Origin of the sequence: Paraburkholderia sp. UCT2 (assembly GCF_014397665.1) — a bacterium.
Classification (GTDB): Bacteria; Pseudomonadota; Gammaproteobacteria; order Burkholderiales; family Burkholderiaceae; genus Paraburkholderia; species Paraburkholderia tuberum.
This window is the reverse complement of sequence record NZ_VZQO01000027.1, coordinates 12,579-30,076: the sequence shown is the minus strand read 5'-3', so window position 1 is coordinate 30,076 and position 17,498 is coordinate 12,579. Positions and strand designations below refer to the sequence as shown.

General features: G+C 58.4%; 12 protein-coding genes and 1 pseudogene. 5 read left to right on the top strand and 8 right to left on the bottom strand.

Annotation, left to right across the window (positions count from 1 at the left end):
- The first annotated feature begins 3 nt into the window (after window positions 1-3).
- On the top strand, window positions 4-6,387 hold the full coding sequence (locus F6X39_RS36925; protein ID WP_262414765.1) for a hypothetical protein: 6,384 nt from the start codon (window positions 4-6) through the stop codon (window positions 6,385-6,387).
- On the opposite strand, the pseudogene F6X39_RS36920 reads toward F6X39_RS36925, so the two are convergent.
- Together F6X39_RS36920 and F6X39_RS21945 are read right to left on the bottom strand one after the other, a co-directional pair.
- A pseudogene (locus F6X39_RS36920) lies at window positions 6,318-7,190 on the bottom strand (ESPR-type extended signal peptide-containing protein); the annotation flags it as partial. The gene F6X39_RS36925 and the pseudogene F6X39_RS36920 sit on opposite strands and share 70 nt — an antisense overlap.
- Before the next feature lie 886 nt (window positions 7,191-8,076).
- Window positions 8,077-8,424 carry a hypothetical protein gene (locus F6X39_RS21945; RefSeq protein WP_187618086.1) on the bottom strand — a complete coding sequence of 116 codons (348 nt, stop codon included), beginning with the start codon at window positions 8,422-8,424 and terminating at the stop codon, window positions 8,077-8,079.
- 388 nt (window positions 8,425-8,812) lie between these two features.
- On the opposite strand from F6X39_RS21945, the gene F6X39_RS21940 reads away from it, so the two are divergent.
- Window positions 8,813-9,616: an EAL domain-containing protein gene (locus F6X39_RS21940; RefSeq protein ID WP_187618085.1), complete on the top strand. Its 804-nt coding sequence runs from the start codon at window positions 8,813-8,815 to the stop codon at window positions 9,614-9,616.
- A gap of 522 nt (window positions 9,617-10,138) precedes the next feature.
- Window positions 10,139-11,074 carry a hypothetical protein gene (locus tag F6X39_RS21935; protein WP_262414764.1) on the top strand — a complete coding sequence of 312 codons (936 nt, stop codon included), beginning with the start codon at window positions 10,139-10,141 and terminating at the stop codon, window positions 11,072-11,074.
- Window positions 11,075-11,548: 474 nt separating this feature from the next.
- Here F6X39_RS21935 and F6X39_RS21930 read toward each other — a convergent pair whose 3' ends face one another.
- From F6X39_RS21930 to F6X39_RS21910, 5 genes are all read right to left on the bottom strand, one after another.
- Entirely contained in the window at window positions 11,549-11,812 is a 264-nt protein-coding gene (locus F6X39_RS21930; protein ID WP_184060616.1) for a hypothetical protein, read from the bottom strand.
- Window positions 11,813-11,902: 90 nt separating this feature from the next.
- Window positions 11,903-12,112 (bottom strand): hypothetical protein, encoded by a 210-nt coding sequence (locus tag F6X39_RS21925; RefSeq protein WP_187618084.1) that lies wholly within the window; start codon window positions 12,110-12,112, stop codon window positions 11,903-11,905.
- Window positions 12,113-12,826: 714 nt separating this feature from the next.
- Window positions 12,827-13,027 (bottom strand): hypothetical protein, encoded by a 201-nt coding sequence (locus F6X39_RS21920; protein WP_187618083.1) that lies wholly within the window; start codon window positions 13,025-13,027, stop codon window positions 12,827-12,829.
- 18 nt (window positions 13,028-13,045) lie between these two features.
- Complete coding sequence (locus F6X39_RS21915) at window positions 13,046-13,243, bottom strand: hypothetical protein (RefSeq protein ID WP_184060612.1); 198 nt, start codon at window positions 13,241-13,243, stop codon at window positions 13,046-13,048.
- 225 nt (window positions 13,244-13,468) lie between these two features.
- Window positions 13,469-15,370 carry an OmpA family protein gene (locus F6X39_RS21910; RefSeq protein WP_187618082.1) on the bottom strand — a complete coding sequence of 634 codons (1,902 nt, stop codon included), beginning with the start codon at window positions 15,368-15,370 and terminating at the stop codon, window positions 13,469-13,471.
- Between the two features lie 240 nt (window positions 15,371-15,610).
- On the opposite strand from F6X39_RS21910, the gene F6X39_RS21905 reads away from it, so the two are divergent.
- Both F6X39_RS21905 and F6X39_RS21900 read left to right on the top strand, forming a co-directional pair.
- Window positions 15,611-16,456 (top strand): OmpA family protein, encoded by an 846-nt coding sequence (locus F6X39_RS21905; RefSeq protein WP_316251709.1) that lies wholly within the window; start codon window positions 15,611-15,613, stop codon window positions 16,454-16,456.
- A 138-nt stretch (window positions 16,457-16,594) separates the two neighbouring features.
- Window positions 16,595-17,038: a VOC family protein gene (locus tag F6X39_RS21900; protein WP_187618081.1), complete on the top strand. Its 444-nt coding sequence runs from the start codon at window positions 16,595-16,597 to the stop codon at window positions 17,036-17,038.
- Window positions 17,039-17,091: 53 nt separating this feature from the next.
- On the opposite strand, the gene F6X39_RS21895 is transcribed toward F6X39_RS21900, so the two are convergent.
- Window positions 17,092-17,469: a BON domain-containing protein gene (locus F6X39_RS21895; RefSeq protein ID WP_187618080.1), complete on the bottom strand. Its 378-nt coding sequence runs from the start codon at window positions 17,467-17,469 to the stop codon at window positions 17,092-17,094.
- Window positions 17,470-17,498 lie beyond the last annotated feature (29 nt).

The following is a 17,498-nucleotide window of genomic DNA, read 5'->3' as shown; positions in this document are numbered from 1 at the left end:
ACCGTGCTGAGGCCCGTCGAGGTCGACGTCGACAGCGAAGAGACACCCGTCGACAGTGAGGAGAGGCCCGTCGACGTGGAAGTCGACAGCGAGCTCATACCCGTGGACAGTGAAGAGAAGCCAGTCGACGTGGAAGTCGACAGCGAACCCAGGCCCGTGGACAGCGAAATCACGCCGCTCTGTGCCGTGCTGATGCCCGTCGAGGCCGACGTCGACAGCGACGAAATACCCGTCGACGTGGAGGTCGACAGCAAACCCAGACCTGTGGACAGCGAATCCACACCGCTCTGCACCGTGCTGATCCCCGTCGAGGCTGACGTCGACAGCGAGCTCATACCCGTGGACAGTGAAGAGATGCCTGTCGAGGTCGACGTCGACAACGACGAGATACCCGTCGACGTGGAGGTTGACAGCGAACTCAGGCCCGTGGACAGCGAATTCACGCCGCTCTGCGCCGTGCTGATGCCCGTCGAGGCCGACGTCGACAACGAAGAGACACCCGTCGACAGTGAGGAGAGGCCCGTCGACGCGGAGGTCGACAGCGAGCTCATACCCGTGGACAGTGAAGAGATACCCGTCGATGCGGAGGTCGACAGCGAGCTCACGCCCGTGGACAACGAACTCACACCCGTCGAGAGCGACGTGACCGCGCTGTTAGTCGTGCTCAGGCCCGTCGACAGTGACGAGATACCCGTCGATGTGGAAGTCGACAGCGAGCTCATACCCGTGGACAGCGAATTCACGCCGCTCTGCGCCGTGCTGATGCCCGTCGAGGCCGACGTCGACAGCGACGAAATACCCGTCGACGTGGAAGTCGACAGCGAGCTCATGCCCGTGGACAGCGACGAGATACCCGTCGACGTGGAGGTCGACAGCGAACTCATACCCGTGGACAGCGACGAGATACCCGTCGATGCGGAGGTCGACAGCGAGCTCATACCCGTGGACAGTGACGAGATACCCGTCGATGCGGAGGTCGACAGCGAGCTCACGCCCGTGGACAGCGAATTCACGCCGCTCTGCGCCGTGCTGATGCCCGTCGAGGCCGACGTCGACAGCGACGAAATACCCGTCGACGTGGAGGTCGACAGCGAACCCAGGCCTGTGGACAGCGAATCCACACCGCTCTGCACCGTGCTGATCCCCGTCGAGGCTGACGTCGACAGCGAGCTCATACCCGTGGACAGTGAAGAGATGCCTGTCGAGGTCGACGTCGACAACGACGAGATACCCGTCGACGTGGAGGTCGACAGCGAACTCATACCCGTGGACAGCGACGAGATACCCGTCGACGTGGAGGTCGACAGCGAACCCAGGCCTGTGGACAGCGAATCCACACCGCTCTGCACCGTGCTGATCCCCGTCGAGGCTGACGTCGACAGCGAGCTCATACCCGTCGACAGTGAAGAGATGCCTGTCGAGGTCGACGTCGACAGCGACGAGATACCCGTCGACGTGGAAGTCGACAGCGAGCTCATGCCCGTGGACAGTGAAGAGATGCCTGTCGAGGTCGACATCGACAACGACGACATACCCGTCGACGTGGAGGTCGACAGCGAGCTCACGCCTGTGGACAGCGAATTCACGCCGCTCTGTGCCGTGCTGATCCCCGTCGAGGCCGACGTCGACAGCGACGAGATACCCGTCGACGTGGAAGTCGACAGCGAACTCATACCCGTGGACAGCGACGAGATACCCGTCGATGTGGAGGTCGACAGCGAGTTCATGCCCGTGGACAGCGAAGAGAGGCCCGTCGAGGTCGACGTCGACAGTGACGAAATACCTGTCGACGTGGAGGTCGACAGCGAACCCAGGCCTGTGGACAGCGAATCCACACCGCTCTGCACCGTGCTGATCCCCGTCGAGGTCGACGTCGACAGCGACGAGAAGCCCGTCGACGTGGAAGTCGACAGCGAACTCATACCCGTCGACAGCGACGAGATACCCGTCGATGCGGAGGTCGACAGCGAGCTCACGCCCGTGGACAACGAACTCACACCCGTCGAGAGCGACGTGACCGCGCTGTTAGTCGTGCTCAGGCCCGTCGACAGTGACGAGATACCCGTCGATGTGGAAGTCGACAGCGAGCTCATACCCGTGGACAGCGAATCCACACCGCTCTGCACCGTGCTGATCCCCGTCGAGGCTGACGTCGACAGCGAGCTCACGCCCGTGGACAGCGAATTCACGCCGCTCTGCGCCGTGCTGATACCCGTCGAGGTCGACGTCGACAACGACGAGATACCCGTCGACGTGGAAGTCGACAGCGAACCCAGGCCTGTGGACAGCGAATCCACACCGCTCTGCACCGTGCTGATCCCCGTCGAGGCTGACGTCGACAGCGACGAGATACCCGTCGACGTGGAGGTCGACAGCGAGCTCATACCCGTGGACAGCGACGAGATACCCGTCGATGCGGAGGTCGACAGCGAGCTCACGCCCGTGGACAGCGAATTCACGCCGCTCTGTGCCGTGCTGATCCCCGTCGAGGCCGACGTCGACAGCGACGAGATACCCGTCGACGTGGAGGTTGACAGCGAACTCACACCCGTCGAGAGCGACGTGACTGTGCTGTTAGTCGCGCTCAGCCCCGTCGACAGCGAGCTCACGCCCGTGGACAACGAATTCACGCCGCTCTGCGCCGTGCTGATGCCCGTCGAGGCCGACGTCGACAGCGACGAAATACCCGTCGACGTGGAAGTCGACAGCGAACTCATACCCGTGGACAGTGAATTCACGCCGCTCTGCACCGTGCTGATCCCCGTCGAGGCTGACGTCGACAGCGAGCTCACGCCCGTGGACAGCGAATTCACGCCGCTCTGCGCCGTGCTGATGCCCGTCGAGGCCGACGTCGACAGCGACGAAATACCCGTTGACGTGGAAGTCGACAGCGAATTCATACCCGTGGACAGTGAAGAGAGGCCTGTCGAGGTCGACGTCGACAGCGACGAGATACCCGTCGATGCGGAGGTCGACAGCGAGCTCACGCCCGTGGACAGCGAATTCACGCCGCTCTGCGCCGTGCTGATGCCCGTCGAGGCCGACGTCGACAGCGACGAGATACCCGTCGACGTGGAAGTCGACAGCGAACTCATACCCGTGGACAGCGAAGAGAGGCCCGTCGAGGTCGACGTCGACAGTGACGAAATACCCGTCGACGTGGAGGTCGACAGCGAGCTCACGCCCGTGGACAGCGAATTCACGCCGCTCTGTGCCGTGCTGATCCCCGTCGAGGCCGACGTCGACAGCGACGAGATACCCGTCGACGTGGAAGTCGACAGCGAGCTCATACCCGTGGACAGTGAAGAGATACCTGTCGAGGTTGACGTCGACAGCGACGAGATACCCGTCGATGCGGAGGTCGACAGCGAGCTCACGCCCGTGGACAACGAACTCACACCCGTCGAGAGCGACGTGACCGCGCTGTTAGTCGTGCTCAGGCCCGTCGACAGTGACGAGATACCCGTCGATGTGGAAGTCGACAGCGAGCTCATACCCGTGGACAGCGACGAAATACCTGTCGACGTGGAGGTCGACAGCGAACCCAGGCCTGTGGACAGCGAATCCACACCGCTCTGCACCGTGCTGATCCCCGTCGAGGCTGACGTCGACAGCGAGCTCACGCCCGTGGACAGCGAATTCACGCCGCTCTGTGCCGTGCTGATCCCCGTCGAGGCCGATGTCGACAGCGACGAGATACCCGTCGACGTGGAGGTCGACAGCGAGCTCATACCCGTGGACAGCGAAGAGAGACCCGTCGAGGCTGACGTCGACAGCGAGCTCATACCCGTGGACAGTGAAGAGATGCCTGTCGAGGTCGACGTCGACAACGACGAGATACCCGTCGACGTGGAGGTCGACAGCGAACTCAGCCCCGTGGACAGCGAACTCACACCCGTCGAGAGCGACGTGACTGTGCTGTTAGTCGCGCTCAGCCCCGTCGACAGCGACGAAATACCCGTCGACGTGGAGGTCGACAGCGAGCTCACGCCCGTGGACAGCGAGCTCACGCCCGTGGACAGCGAATTCACGCCGCTCTGTGCCGTGCTGATCCCCGTCGAAGCTGACGTCGACAGCGACGTAACCGTGCTATTGGTTGTGCTCAGCCCGGTCGACAGTGACGAGATACCCGTCGACGTGGAAGTCGACAGCGAGCTCATACCCGTGGACAGTGAAGAGAGGCCTGTCGAGGTCGACGTCGACAACGACGAGATACCCGTCGACGTGGAGGTCGACAGCGAACCCAGGCCCGTGGACAGCGAATTCACGCCGCTCTGCGCCGTGCTGATGCCCGTCGAGGCCGACGTCGACAGCGAAGAGATGCCCGTCGACGCGGAGGTCGACAGCGAGCTCATACCCGTCGACAGTGACGAGATACCCGTCGACGTGGAAGTCGACAGCGAACCCAGGCCTGTGGACAGCGAATCCACACCGCTCTGTGCCGTGCTGATCCCCGTCGAAGCTGACGTCGACAGCGACGTAACCGTGCTATTGGTCGTGCTCAGCCCGGTCGACAGTGACAAGATACCCGTTGACGTGGAAGTCGACAGCGAACCCAGGCCCGTGGACAGCGAATTCACGCCGCTCTGCGCCGTGCTGATGCCCGTCGAGGCCGACGTCGACAGCGAAGAGATGCCCGTCGACGTGGAGGTCGACAGCGAGCTCACGCCCGTGGACAGCGACGCGACCGTGCTATTGGTCGTGCTTAGGCCCGTCGACAGTGACGAAATGCCCGTCGACGCGGAGGTCGACAGCGAACTCATACCCGTCGACAGCGAAGAGAGACCCGTCGAGGTCGACGTCGACAGTGACGAAATACCCGTCGACGTGGAGGTCGACAGCGAACCCAGGCCTGTGGACAGCGAATCCACACCGCTCTGCACCGTGCTGATGCCCGTCGAGGCCGACGTCGACAGCGAGCTCATACCCGTGGACAGTGAAGAGAGGCCTGTCGAGGTCGACGTCGACAACGACGAGATACCCGTCGACGTGGAGGTCGACAGCGAACCCAGGCCCGTGGACAACGAACTCACACCCGTCGAGAGCGACGTGACCGCGCTGTTAGTCGTGCTCAGGCCCGTCGACAGTGACGAGATACCCGTCGATGTGGAGGTCGACAGCGAACCCAGGCCCGTGGACAGCGAATTCACACCGCTCTGTGCCGTGCTGATGCCCGTCGAGGCCGACGTCGACAGCGAAGAGATGCCCGTCGACGCGGAGGTCGACAGCGAACCCAGACCCGTGGACAACGAACTCACACCCGCCGAGAGCGACGTGACCGCGCTGTTAGTCGTGCTCAGGCCCGTCGACAGTGACGAGATACCCGTCGATGTGGAGGTCGACAGCGAACCCAGGCCCGTGGACAGCGAATTCACGCCGCTCTGCGCCGTGCTGATGCCCGTCGAAGCCGACGTCGACAGCGACGTAACCGTGCTATTGGTCGTGCTCAGCCCCGTCGACAGTGACGAGAGGCCCGTCGACGTGGAGGTCGACAGCGAACCCAGGCCTGTGGACAGCGAATCCACACCGCTCTGCACCGTGCTGATGCCCGTCGAAGCTGACGTCGACAGCGACGTAACCGTGCTATTGGTCGTGCTCAGCCCGGTCGACAGTGACGAGATACCCGTCGACGTGGAAGTCGACAGCGAACCCAGGCCCGTGGACAGCGAATTCACGCCGCTCTGCGCCGTGCTGATGCCCGTCGAGGCCGACGTCGACAGCGAAGAGAGGCCCGTCGACGTGGAGGTCGACAGCGAGCTTACGCCCGTGGACAGCGACGCGACCGTGCTATTGGTCGTGCTTAGGCCCGTCGACAGCGAACCCAGACCCGTGGACAACGAACTCACACCCGTCGAGAGCGACGTGAACGCGCTGTTAGTCGTGCTCAGGCCCGTCGACAGTGACGAGATACCCGTCGATGTGGAGGTCGACAGCGAACTCACGCCCGTGGACAACGAATTCACGCCGCTCTGTGCCGTGCTGATGCCCGTCGAGGCCGACGTCGACAGCGAACTCACACCCGTCGAGAGCGACGTGACTGTGCTGTTAGTCGCGCTCAGCCCCGTCGACAGCGACGAGAGGCCCGTCGACGTGGAGGTCGACAGCGAGCTCACGCCCGTGGACAGCGACGCGACCGTGCTATTGGTCGCGCTCAGCCCGGTCGACAGCGACGAAATACCCGTCGACGTGGAGGCCGACAGCGAACTCACACCCGTCGACAGCGACGTGACCGTGCTATTGGTCGTGCTCAAACCTGTAGACAGCGATGAAATACCCGTCGACGTCGAAGTCGACAAAGAGTCGACCGTACTTGCGACCGAATACAACTGGCTGCCGTTTACCGCGTCAGTGCTGCTAGGGCCAATCAGGCCAGCGGCCACATATTGAATGCGTCGCTCAGCCCCCACAGCCCCAACGCTTACGACACCAGCAGCCCCGTCGGCGCCTGCGAACGAGCCATAAGTCGTACCACCGATCTGCTGAGTGCTATACGCGGTGGTCCCAGCCGTGGCAGTCGATGAAGCAGCGGTCGTAGAGGCGTTATTGCCGAGCGCGACCGACCCCATGACACTCGCTGTCGCCTGATATCCAATGGCTGTGGCCTTTGTAGCCTCCGCGTTAGCCGTCACACCAATTGCGGTAGCATCAAGAGCCGAAGCTGTAGATTGCGTACCAATTGCGATGCCATAAGAGCCGGTGTTGGTAACAACGTTGGAAACCCCTATCGCTATACCGTCCATTGCACTGGCGGTGTTTGCATATCCGATCGCAGAAGCGGTGTTCCCACTGGCAGTGTTTGCATATCCAATCGCTGCGGCATAGTTGGAATTAGCAGTGCTCTGATAACCGATTGCCAGAGAAGCCCATCCAGTAGCCGTTGCAGTCGTGCCAATAGCCTCTGAGTTAGTGCCAGCTAATGCAGAGCCGCCAATAGCCACCGCATTAACGGAGGCAAGAGCAGAAGTTCCAATTGCGACTGTATTGGTATTTGGACTAGCTGTACCCGCTCCACCGCCGGCATAGTACTGTGCATGAGCAACCGGCGCATGCGTGCCAACCACCACAGCCGCCAAGGTAACCGCCTGAACCACCTTCGACTTCTTCGGCTTGCCCCTGGCTGAGTCGTGTTCCGACACGGCAACCCACGCCCCCAGCGACTCGTTCCAAATCGATCGGTACGTCTTATTCATTTTTTATTCCCCACCTCGTCCACCCACCCGATCGCTCATGAATTCTTTGATCCGGCTTCAGCACGACCCAAACAGAAAAAACGAGATCCCGGCGACAACGCTGCCACTAGGAATTACTATCAAATTCCTTTCAACACGATCTCATTCCCCAAATATCATCTTGGGCAGCATATCGATCGCCTTAACCCGCATTGCGAATATTTGTGACATGCCATGGTTTCTGTCGGTATTTACTCAAATAGCACCCCGCTTCCCGCTCACCATCGTTCCCGTGCAGGTTGCGAGACCCGTCCACTCTGGAGAGGCTTTGCGCGATCCTGCGATTCCAGCCCTCCGAAAGGGATCACCAGGCAGACGCACGCGATAAGGGCTACGGTGAACGGCCCATCGGCAAACCGATAGCTTCAGGGAATCTGCGTACATAAGGTGAACGAAATAGAAATAGCCTGTGCCTTATGAAGGCACTTACATCACGCCCGACCGCCGGAGTTTTTTCGGCAGCGCGCATATATAACAGTCCGAAAGTACTGAAGCCACGTCATTTCTTGAAGATTGCCCAATTCGATACACTTCGCGAAAAATATCGCCAGAGTTCACGAATATTCACAACACGCCGCCACCAAACCATTAGAGTCGGAGCGCAATGGTCGGCCTCGAAATTCGATTGAATTCACAAAGCGATCCGATTTGCGTCGACCTTGTATTCCCGTGACAAGTCGATCGCCACTTGCCCGCGCGATACTGCCCAATGTCCCCCGGGGCACGACCAGCGTCAATTTTTCGCGAGCAGATGTCCAGCAGTTGTGCGATAGCCGCAGTGAACACGACACACATCAAGCCGCAAACGCCGTCAGGATCGTTTTATTTATCAATGGCGGGAACGCACTCAAAAGAGCAGGCAGTTGACCGTCGCGCCGAGCCAGACCCCGCCTAGAACGCCAAACAAGCGCCCCATCAGCATCGCATGCACATCCTCATCCCGCATGAACACGCTACGTCGCAACCGAAAGACTGTCTTCAGCAACAATGGCCTCGGCAGAAGCAGGCATGCAGAGGCTACAGTTTCCGGCGTCAGACGCAGGCCGAACCTCGGATCGATCGAATGAGAAATTCTCCAATGATCCACTCCTGCGGAGATCGCCCACCCGACGAGAGCCCCCAATGCAATTCCCCAAACAAACCTGTCAGTCAAATACGCCGAACGCACAATCCCCTCTTGATTTCCGTTGTTCACCCGCACAACCGCCGAGCCGCCCCATCAATTAGCGGGTGAATAGTAGAGGACACCACCGTGCAGCGCGTCACAGAGTGTGAACCGCAAGGCTGGTCGAAAACAGCGCCGCCGTTTCTCATCGCCGCTCCGATGTTTCAATAATTCACAACTCATGTCGCTCAATTCGATACGATTCAATGGCCGGAACTAGCCACCCGACAATTGGCACATTCGTCGATGGTCGGAGGACGTTGATATGAACAACGATGAAAGTTGTGCGATTCCACTACACCTCCATTCGAGCGCGCGCATTTTTCAAGTTTTGCACCAGCGTTTCGCCGACCTTTCACGAGACAGTGTCGATCCATTTTGATGTGAGGCTTGCAACATACGCGCACTAGAGATTGCTATGGAACACGTTGCTGCAGACATTCTCCACTCCTGCACGGTCGCAGACGCGGAGCGCGGCCTCGCCAGACGGGAGTTCTTTTTCCTCTATCAGCCTAAGCTGCGTATGCAGGAAGGCCGGCTGTGTGGTTTTGAATCACTGCTGCGATGGAGCCACCCGGCACGCGGCGTCCTGACGCCCGCTTCGTTTATCCATCTTGTGGAAGACTCTGAACTTACCCCGCGTTTCACGGATTTTGTTATCGAGGAAGCTGCTCAAACGCTAGCCGATTGGACCGTTCGCGGATACAACACGCTTTCGCTAGCCGTCAATCTTCCCGCCCGAGAAATTGGCCGGCCCGGGCTGGCAAGCAAGTTATCCGCCCTGCTTCGTACTCGTTCACTCAATGCGGCACGCTTTCAGATCGAACTCACCGAGGCCACCGATCCGGGTCCAATTGAAGCGCTCGCCTCCGCCGTTGAATCCATCAAAGAATCCGGCGTAAGTATGGCAATCGACGACTTCGGCTCGGGCTGCTGGTCACTTACCATTCTGCATCGGCTTGGGGTCGACACGCTCAAACTGGACCGCAAGTTCATGTGCGATATTCAGAAGCATGCCGCTTCGAAAGTCGTGGTCGAGTCGCTCGTGCAACTCGGACAACGTCTCGGAAAACGTGTTGTCATAGAGGGGATCGAAACGGCAGCGCAGTTCGCATGGGCGAGCACAATCGATCAGATAGATTGTCAGGGTTACTACATCTCCGCACCGATCACAAACGAACAAATCGACGAATTCGTTGCGAGACATGGCGTCACTCATTAGTTCTCAGTCGCCCAGCGATCTGATTGCGCAATCCTCGCTCCAGCTGCACGAGTCTGGTACAGGCCTGAGTAGTCGCTTTCAATTCAGCCTGTCCCCGAATCCAAATACGCTATCGGTTCCCAGCAAACCGGTCTGTCAAGCTCGTTGAATCTCGACGGCGGTCGGTCACAAACATCTGCTTTTCCCGCTCCGACAAAAACCCGCGAGTGCGTGACAATTATTCACAACATCACGCCCCGTTCCGGTTATGCTGAATTCATCGACTTTTCCGGTCGATCACGGGCAGGAGAGCTAATCCCCGAAGCTGCGCCTGCTCCTTGAAGCCCCGACTAATCCTTGATTGCCGGGGCTTCACCTTTTCTCGTCCCATACTCCCTATTCGCTATATCTCTCTCGAACGCGCACTGATACCATTCCGTGAAGTACGGCGGACTGATCGTTAACACCAACGCCCGGTTCGCTTTGCTCTGACACGCACATATCGGAATGCATTGCCCGCCCCTTGATGAAGGCTGTAAGCAGATGGAAAACAACTACAACGCCAACGCTGAAAGCAGATCAGACCTGAGCTGCTCAGAAGCGTCGATCGACTTGGGCGTTTTGGTCTATATCGACAGCAGAAAGGAGACCGTCGAGGAGTTTCATTGGCTCTACAAGAGCATGATTTTCAGCAATTTGTTCCTGCGCTCCAGGATTATTGCTGTGTGTCATCCTGATGCGATCAATCTTCTGCCAGTAGATGAAAAGTTGACGATCATTCCGAGTACGCCATACCTCGAGCGGAATGCTGAATGGCAGGGATATGCTTACATCAATAGCGTTGGAAACTTCGTTGATCAAAGCGTTTTTGACGAGTGCAAAAAATACCGATTTATATTGAAAACGGACTGCGACACGTTCGTTACGCCAGCATTGCTTGACTTTTCTCCATCCGGACTATGCTTTGGTTTCGGCGCGTACGCCTATGAGGAAGAAGTCCGAGGGAAATTGTCTCAATGTAGTCTACGGTGGGGATTCCCTCATTCGGGCCTGCATAATGTTGGGGCTTCGGTCCTGGGACCATCGGACCATGTGTGCAACTTCCTCACTGCGCAGCTGGACTATTGCAACAAATTAATCAAAGAGGAATTTTCCAACTTCGAAGGTGCATGGCCAGGCTGGTGTAAGAATGTTTTGACGATGTACGCTGGGGAGCTAGCGCTTCGCCGCACCTATCCGCAACAATGTTCGCTCGGGTTCCTTGACCACTTCCCTTCTGCAACGAGAAATATCGGCAGTGACGTTCTGCATATTCATGCGTGGCATACGAACCAATATTGGTCAAAACACGACTTTCGCGCAGGAAAATATTTTGACATCAGATCAGACCAGATAGATCGAAACACTTTGGGGGGCTACTGCCATTGGCTCGCTCAGTCTGCTATTGATAACGTTGTAAATGAAAGACTCACTCGTTAGATGGGAATCATTGTGACGACTGAGTCGTGGCCTTCAGCCAGTCCAATACGATCTTCTCGGCTTTTCACTCCACTTAAGTTGAGCAGACGTGAACCATGTTAGTTGGTTGGCCTAAAGACAGGCGACCTGCAGGTGGTGGGCTCACGGAAAAGTTTCTAGTCCCACCTGGTATGCCATTAACCCCGCGCATCGCCATTCCAGAAGCGAGGCCATCTTTTCGAGACGAGCAAACTCCTCTTGCCCTCGTCTTGTGAGGATCGCGATGTCGATGGGTTCGGGAACTCTCGCGTTGACTCTGGGCGGAAGGCGCTGGACCTCGACCAGCCCGAGGTTGCGAAGCGTAATCAGTTTCTTCGGCTTCTTCCCCCATGGGATCTGGCGGTGACAAACCAGCCTAAGCAATTGGAGACTTTCTTCGTTGGACAACACCGCAATCTCCTAACGTGCGCAATGGGTCATCCGGCTTGTACTGCTCTACTTCTGTCGCCGACCGATTCCTTTCAGCGTCTTCACAGCGATTGCGTCAAACAGCTCACGCGCGCTGAAAAATTCCAACCGCCCTTCCTCGGCAAAAATCCTCAGTCGCCCACCACAAATCTGAATCACGCAGTCCTGACCCCAAGCTGCTCGAATCTGGCCTAAAAGTGCTTGCTGTTCATCGTCGTAGTAATACAGCCATGCTCGATATGCCGGATCAGGTCCCGCTACCGCGAAAGATGAGGCAACGTCCGTATGCATAGGGATACTCCATCGAGTGAACCACCGAAAGGCCGCCCCCGATCACTTCGCGACCATAATACAACGCCCACGAGTTCACCCCGCAACGACCTAATGGACAATTACCGACTTCGGAAATATCAGCGCGAGAATCAAATGGAGAAATCCCCACACGAACAGCAGTGACAGTGAAATCGTCCCGATGCCAAGCAATGCGATCCAGCGCTTGCGAAGACCCGACATGTCTTCAACTTCGTCGGTCCGGCGGGCGAATTTCTTTGCCTCAGGTAGCCCCGGTTGAGTAGTTACTTCGCTTCGCATATATCAGCTTTTCCCGAAGAAAGCGTTTGAACAGCTTTGTGTATGACACAGTTTGTCGCCGACTAAACGATTAATGCAATGCGCGCGCGACCGAACCGCATCGGCTTGCGGACGCCTGTACTCTACCGGCGCGGGGCAACCCGGTCTGTCAAGATTTGTTAAAACTCGAAGGAGATTTCGAGATGCGAATCGTAGAGAGCTGGCAGAACGACCACGAAGGTGCCTGACGCACACTAGGACCAGCGCCCTTTTGGTCTCGTCCTGACAAGCACATACCGGAATGCATCGCCTGACATCAGTGCAACCAGACGCATGATCCTCACCCCTTGCACGCCCGTCACAATCGCAGGTTTTGACGTGAGCCACGCCTCCATCGCTTCGAGTTGCTGATGCAATTCCGATATTGTTTTCGTCTTTAACTCATTCATTACGCGTCGCTCCCGTCGCCGCTAACAATTTCCAGAATCGTATCCAGGCTCTGGCGTGAAAACCTGATCGAATTCGATCGAACGCCGTCTGGCCAGGGAAACGACATCTGTATCTGTTTTCAGGGTGCTGTTACAAGATCGACCACTATCGACGGATAGGCGGTCGACTCCTCCGCCGCCTGTGCCACGTGGAGAAAATTAGCATCGCTGGACGCCCTCCCTTTCCACGCATGATCGTTGACTTTCCGGCCTACCAGGTACAGCCGAAAATATGCTTCTAGAATGATCACGCCCATAGCATTTTTTCGAGACCGCCTTTCGCCATGCGTATCTTCTCCAACTGCACACTGGTGAGTCGAACCCCAACGCGTTTCTCGCCGTGGCCGGCCGCGAGCAAGAGCATGTCGTCATCCGCGGCAAGAGACCAATTCGGCGTCTCCGTGCCGAGGCGTAGATAGAGCAGATCCTCTGCAGACCATGCAACCATGCGAGGCACCTTCAGCAATCAAAAAATTTTGTAGTCGTGCGGAGCGGTTTCGCGATTGCGCCGGTCCTCGGCCAACACGCGACGCGCCTCGCGATGGACTGCCAGAATGCCGAACGACAACTCGTCAAGACCGGCAGCTCGCGCGGCCATCTTGAGTGAAGCGTAATCTTCGGGGTGAAGCGAAAGGGTCACTTGGACCTGATGCGGGGTTGCCATGGATAGCTCCAGTTTCGTTCGGTGCTCACAAGGTTCGGGTTAGAACACTCGCAACCGAATGTAACCGGACGCGTACGTGGGGGTTGCCAAGAATTGTGACATCGGCGGCCCTTGTGCGTCTGTCGGGTAGGGCTTGCGATTGATCCATTCTGCGAGGCTCCCGAGTCTGGCCGAACGTGCCTAACGCTCTCAGGTAAAACCCGTGCTTTCAGCCAACGCAATCTGTTAGCCAACCGAAGCTTGCGCCAGAACAAACTCGACACGGCGATTCGCAAAGCGACCGCCCGCCGTCGCATTGCTCGCGATCGGCGTCGCTGAGCCATAGCCGCGTGCCGTCAACAGGTCCGGCTTCACACCCGCCTCGATCAGAAAACCGCGCACCGCGTCCGCACGCTTTTGCGAAAGCAGCAGATTGGCCTGCTCATCGCCAACGTTGTCGGAATATGCCTTGATATCGAGTGCCACGGGATGGCCGTCGTCAGAACATGCCTTAAGCAGTTGTGCGGACTCGGCAAGGTTCTCTTTGGCGGATAAAGGGATATGTCCACTGGATGCGGCGAAGTCCACGACCTGCAAGTTCAGAACTGTTGCGACATCCGGACCTATGCAGGCGTTGCCCGCATCGAGCATCTTCACCATCGTGCTCAGGAACAGCTGCGTGGCGAGATCGACGGCTGTTCCCGCGCTGAACTGACCGATTTCCCAGGACGGACCGAACACATTCTGCAGGCGCTGCTTCCAGCCAAGCGATGCATTCGCCGCCGCCCCGCCTAGCTCGATGTGCTGCGCGTCTATTCCGACCTCGGCGCGCGGCAGGGCCATCAACGACAAGAGCTCATCGATATGCGTCAGCCAGTCAGATGGGCGCAGGCTCGCGTCGACTCTCAGGTCGGCGGCGAAGCGTCCCGCGCCAAATTTTCGGTTCAACACATCGGTAAGTGTTTGCCGCTCCGCATCACTACTCAGCGTACCCGTCAATGAAGGTACGCCGGCTTGATTGACGCTAAAAGCGATTTTTCCACTTCTCGTGGAAGCGTTCGCCGCCGGATTTGAAGCGGCTTCGGATACAGCATCGGCCGCCGGGGCAGACGCTGCACCTCCCGACGCCGTCATCGGAGCCGCCGCGCATCCCTGCGGTACGGATGAAGCCGCGTCCGGTCGCGCGACGACGCCAGGGACGGCCGACGCGATCGAGGGCGCGACGACGCCACTGGTCAAAACATTCGACGACGCGGTCGGTTCAACACCCGCCCTCTGCCCGAAAAATTGGGCATAGGCGAAAACCCCAAGCAGTATGGCCGTCAACACGGCAAACAGCAGCCATATGCCTCTACGCGAAGACCTCGCTCCGCCGACCGGCGCCGCGACTTCGTGCGCCGCGGCGGGTGCGGAACGTCGAAGTACGTTTTCATCGTCAGCCATCGGTTGCATCATGTTGGCCGCTACTGACTCAAGCCTGCCTGCAATCGATCGAGTGAAATTGCCAGCATTTTCAAATCCGATCGATTCGGCGACGCGATCGGTCAAAAGCCTCGATACGACAGGTAATTGACCGCCGAGCAACGCAGGCAGTCCGGCCAACGTTCCTTGCTCAAGCAGAATGTGATGTTTGAGCACGCCGAACACCACCGAACCGACCAACGCGGTCATGACATGAGCGGCCTGAGGCGGTATGCCGGTCTGACGCGAGATCGGATCACTCGCCAGCGCGATACGCGTGCCGGTAGCACGCACGAAGAGCGACTCTCCTATTGTTTCAAGGTCTTTGATACTCGATGAAGCACTACACAGCCGCAGGAATTGCTCTTCGATACGGGCATTCGCTTCTGGCGACATCACAGCGGAGAATACGGCCTTCGCCCCATCGGGCGTCACCGCAGCCGCCATCAGCGAAGCAATCAGCGCAGGGCTGGCGTGGGTCGGAATCCTGCCAAGTATTTCCGACGAAAGGCCGATTTGCTCCGCAAGACACTGCCGGATCGAATCGGAAAATACCGCATCAATTGAGTTGGCAAGATCGATGCTCTTCATTTCTGTTCTCGTGAAATTGCTGCGCTTGAGCGCCTTGGCAAGGCCGGGCGATATTTTGAGCGTAAGGTAAGCGCTTTTAGAGAGCCTGTGAAGCACGCTTTAACTCTTTTCTAATAACTGACGTAAATCCGCAAACTTTGACAGAAGTTCAGATTTTGGTCGCGAAGGACAGCAGTTGAGCGTTTCACCAAATCGCCTGCCCGTAAATCTCGTCGGACGGATTTACAAATTGTGGCAATTGCCAGGAATAAGCACAGCTACAGTTCACGAACTCACGCGCAGGAGACCAAACAGAGCGTCGCTTTTTGGGTGTCCGCGATTGCACACTGAAAGAGAGTGGACGCACGGTGGTTGGCCGCGTCAATTGCCCACGGGATCAACCGCCACGACGCAACGAAAAACCGACGTGAATTCGTGCAGATGAAGAAAAAGACCAATGAGGCTCAATACTCCATGAAGTTCGACATGACAAAGCAATTTGGAGCAGCGCTACTGGTTAGCGTGGTGCTCGCAGGATGTTCCGCCGCATCAGGCCCGACGTTTAGTGCATACTCGGTCAACCTGCCGAATAATGAAAAGGCGTTTCGGGTCGATTGCGATGGACTCATCTCGAGCCAGAACACCTGTTATTCGAAGGCTCGCGAAATCTGCGGCAAGAACCCCGTGCGTCCGATGCAGGAGATTGCACCGCTTGCGGCCGCTGGAAGTCATCGCGACGTGCGCACGCTGACATTCCAGTGCGGAGCGGCGCCTGTCGCGCAGACAGCTCCGGTCGCAGCCCCTTCACCGATGCCTGCCGCTCCCCCCGTCGCGCGGGTTGCCGCTCCAGCAAGCGTGCCGCCTCAGAAGCTGCCGTTGAACGGCGATGCAACTTTCGAACTCAATAAGGCGACGCTCACGACCGAAGCTCGTCTTCGTCTCGACGCGCTGATCAGAACTGCGGCAGGTGCGAGGTTCGACACCGTCACGGTGAATGGCTATACCGACGCGACGGCATCCAGCTCCTACAATCAGAAATTATCGACGCAGCGCGCGCAAAGCGTCGCGCAGTATCTGCAGAGCCACGGATTGAAGGCGCAGCAATTCGTTGTCAACGGACACGGTAGTGCCAATCCCGTTTCGCCGAATACGACGGCAGACGGACGCGCAAAAAACCGGCGCGTGGAGATCGTATTGAACTAATACATGAGGCAGACCTCGTTCAGTGCACACGAGATTCACTGGCGGCCTGTTGGCGCGGGCTCCGGCATCGAAAATGCAAAAAAGCCCTTGGATTGACACGTTTCTCCGATAATCATCACCAGCAACCCGGAGGTGACGATGAATGCGATCCACGAGGTCTACCCCTATCTGCGCGTGCGCAACGCCGCACGGGCTATCGAGTTCTACGCGCAGGCATTCGGCGGCGTCGAGCAGTTTCGCCTGACCGAGCCAGGCGGCCGCATCGGTCATGCCGAAGTGAAGATCGGTCCCGCGACCGTGATGCTGTCCGATGAATATCCCGAGCATGACATGCTCGGACCGACCGGCGACAGCCGGCCGAGTGTGCTGCTGCATATCCACTGCGACGACGTCGACGAGCTGTTCGCACGAGCGGTTGCAGCGGGCGCAACCGTGGTCCGCCCGCTAACCGATCATTTTTATGGCGAGCGCTCGGCGACCGTGCGCGATCCATTCGGCCACGAATGGATGCTCGGCGCGCAGATCGAAGCGCTCACGCCTGAAGAGATGCAGCGCCGTTACACGGCGCTGTTCGACAGCTAGTGGATTGTTATATTGGGCTCCTCGCGCTTAATCCCCCGATGCGTGAGCTCTTTTTACATCCCGCCGAACGGCTTTTCCACCGTGAGCTTGTTGGTCACCGAAGTCACCCCCGGAACACCCTTCGCGATCTCCGCGACCTGATTGATCTGGGAAACGTCGGTGACCGTGCCGCTCAGCGTCACCGCGCCGCCTTTTGCGATGACGCTTATATTGCCGGCGCTGATCTCCTTATGCTTGCCGATCGCGGCATACACCTGCCGACGCAACGCGCGATTGGCTTGCCTCGAGCTGACGGGAGCGGCTGCGCTAGCTGACATCGCGGGTGCGCCCGAAGCTGCACTAGCCGTCTGGCCCGACTGCGACCATGCGCTGCTCGACGCGGCCAGAATCAATATGGCAATCGCCAACGCGCGTGCCTGAATGCTTTTCATCGAATACTCCAGTTGTTATAGGCGACGTA

Bases quoted from the DNA above. Each gene is read 5' to 3' on its own strand.
- F6X39_RS21935 (WP_262414764.1), top strand. From the start codon at position 10,139: ATGGAAAACAACTACAACGCCAACGCTGAAAGCAGATCAGACCTGAGC.
- F6X39_RS21920 (WP_187618083.1), bottom strand. From the start codon at position 13,027: ATGGTTGCATGGTCTGCAGAGGATCTGCTCTATCTACGCCTCGGCACG.
- F6X39_RS21940 (WP_187618085.1), top strand. From the start codon at position 8,813: ATGGAACACGTTGCTGCAGACATTCTCCACTCCTGCACGGTCGCAGAC.
- F6X39_RS21895 (WP_187618080.1), bottom strand. From the start codon at position 17,469: ATGAAAAGCATTCAGGCACGCGCGTTGGCGATTGCCATATTGATTCTG.
- F6X39_RS21915 (WP_184060612.1), bottom strand. From the start codon at position 13,243: ATGGCAACCCCGCATCAGGTCCAAGTGACCCTTTCGCTTCACCCCGAA.
- F6X39_RS21930 (WP_184060616.1), bottom strand. From the start codon at position 11,812: ATGCATACGGACGTTGCCTCATCTTTCGCGGTAGCGGGACCTGATCCG.
- F6X39_RS21925 (WP_187618084.1), bottom strand. From the start codon at position 12,112: ATGCGAAGCGAAGTAACTACTCAACCGGGGCTACCTGAGGCAAAGAAA.
- F6X39_RS21900 (WP_187618081.1), top strand. From the start codon at position 16,595: ATGAATGCGATCCACGAGGTCTACCCCTATCTGCGCGTGCGCAACGCC.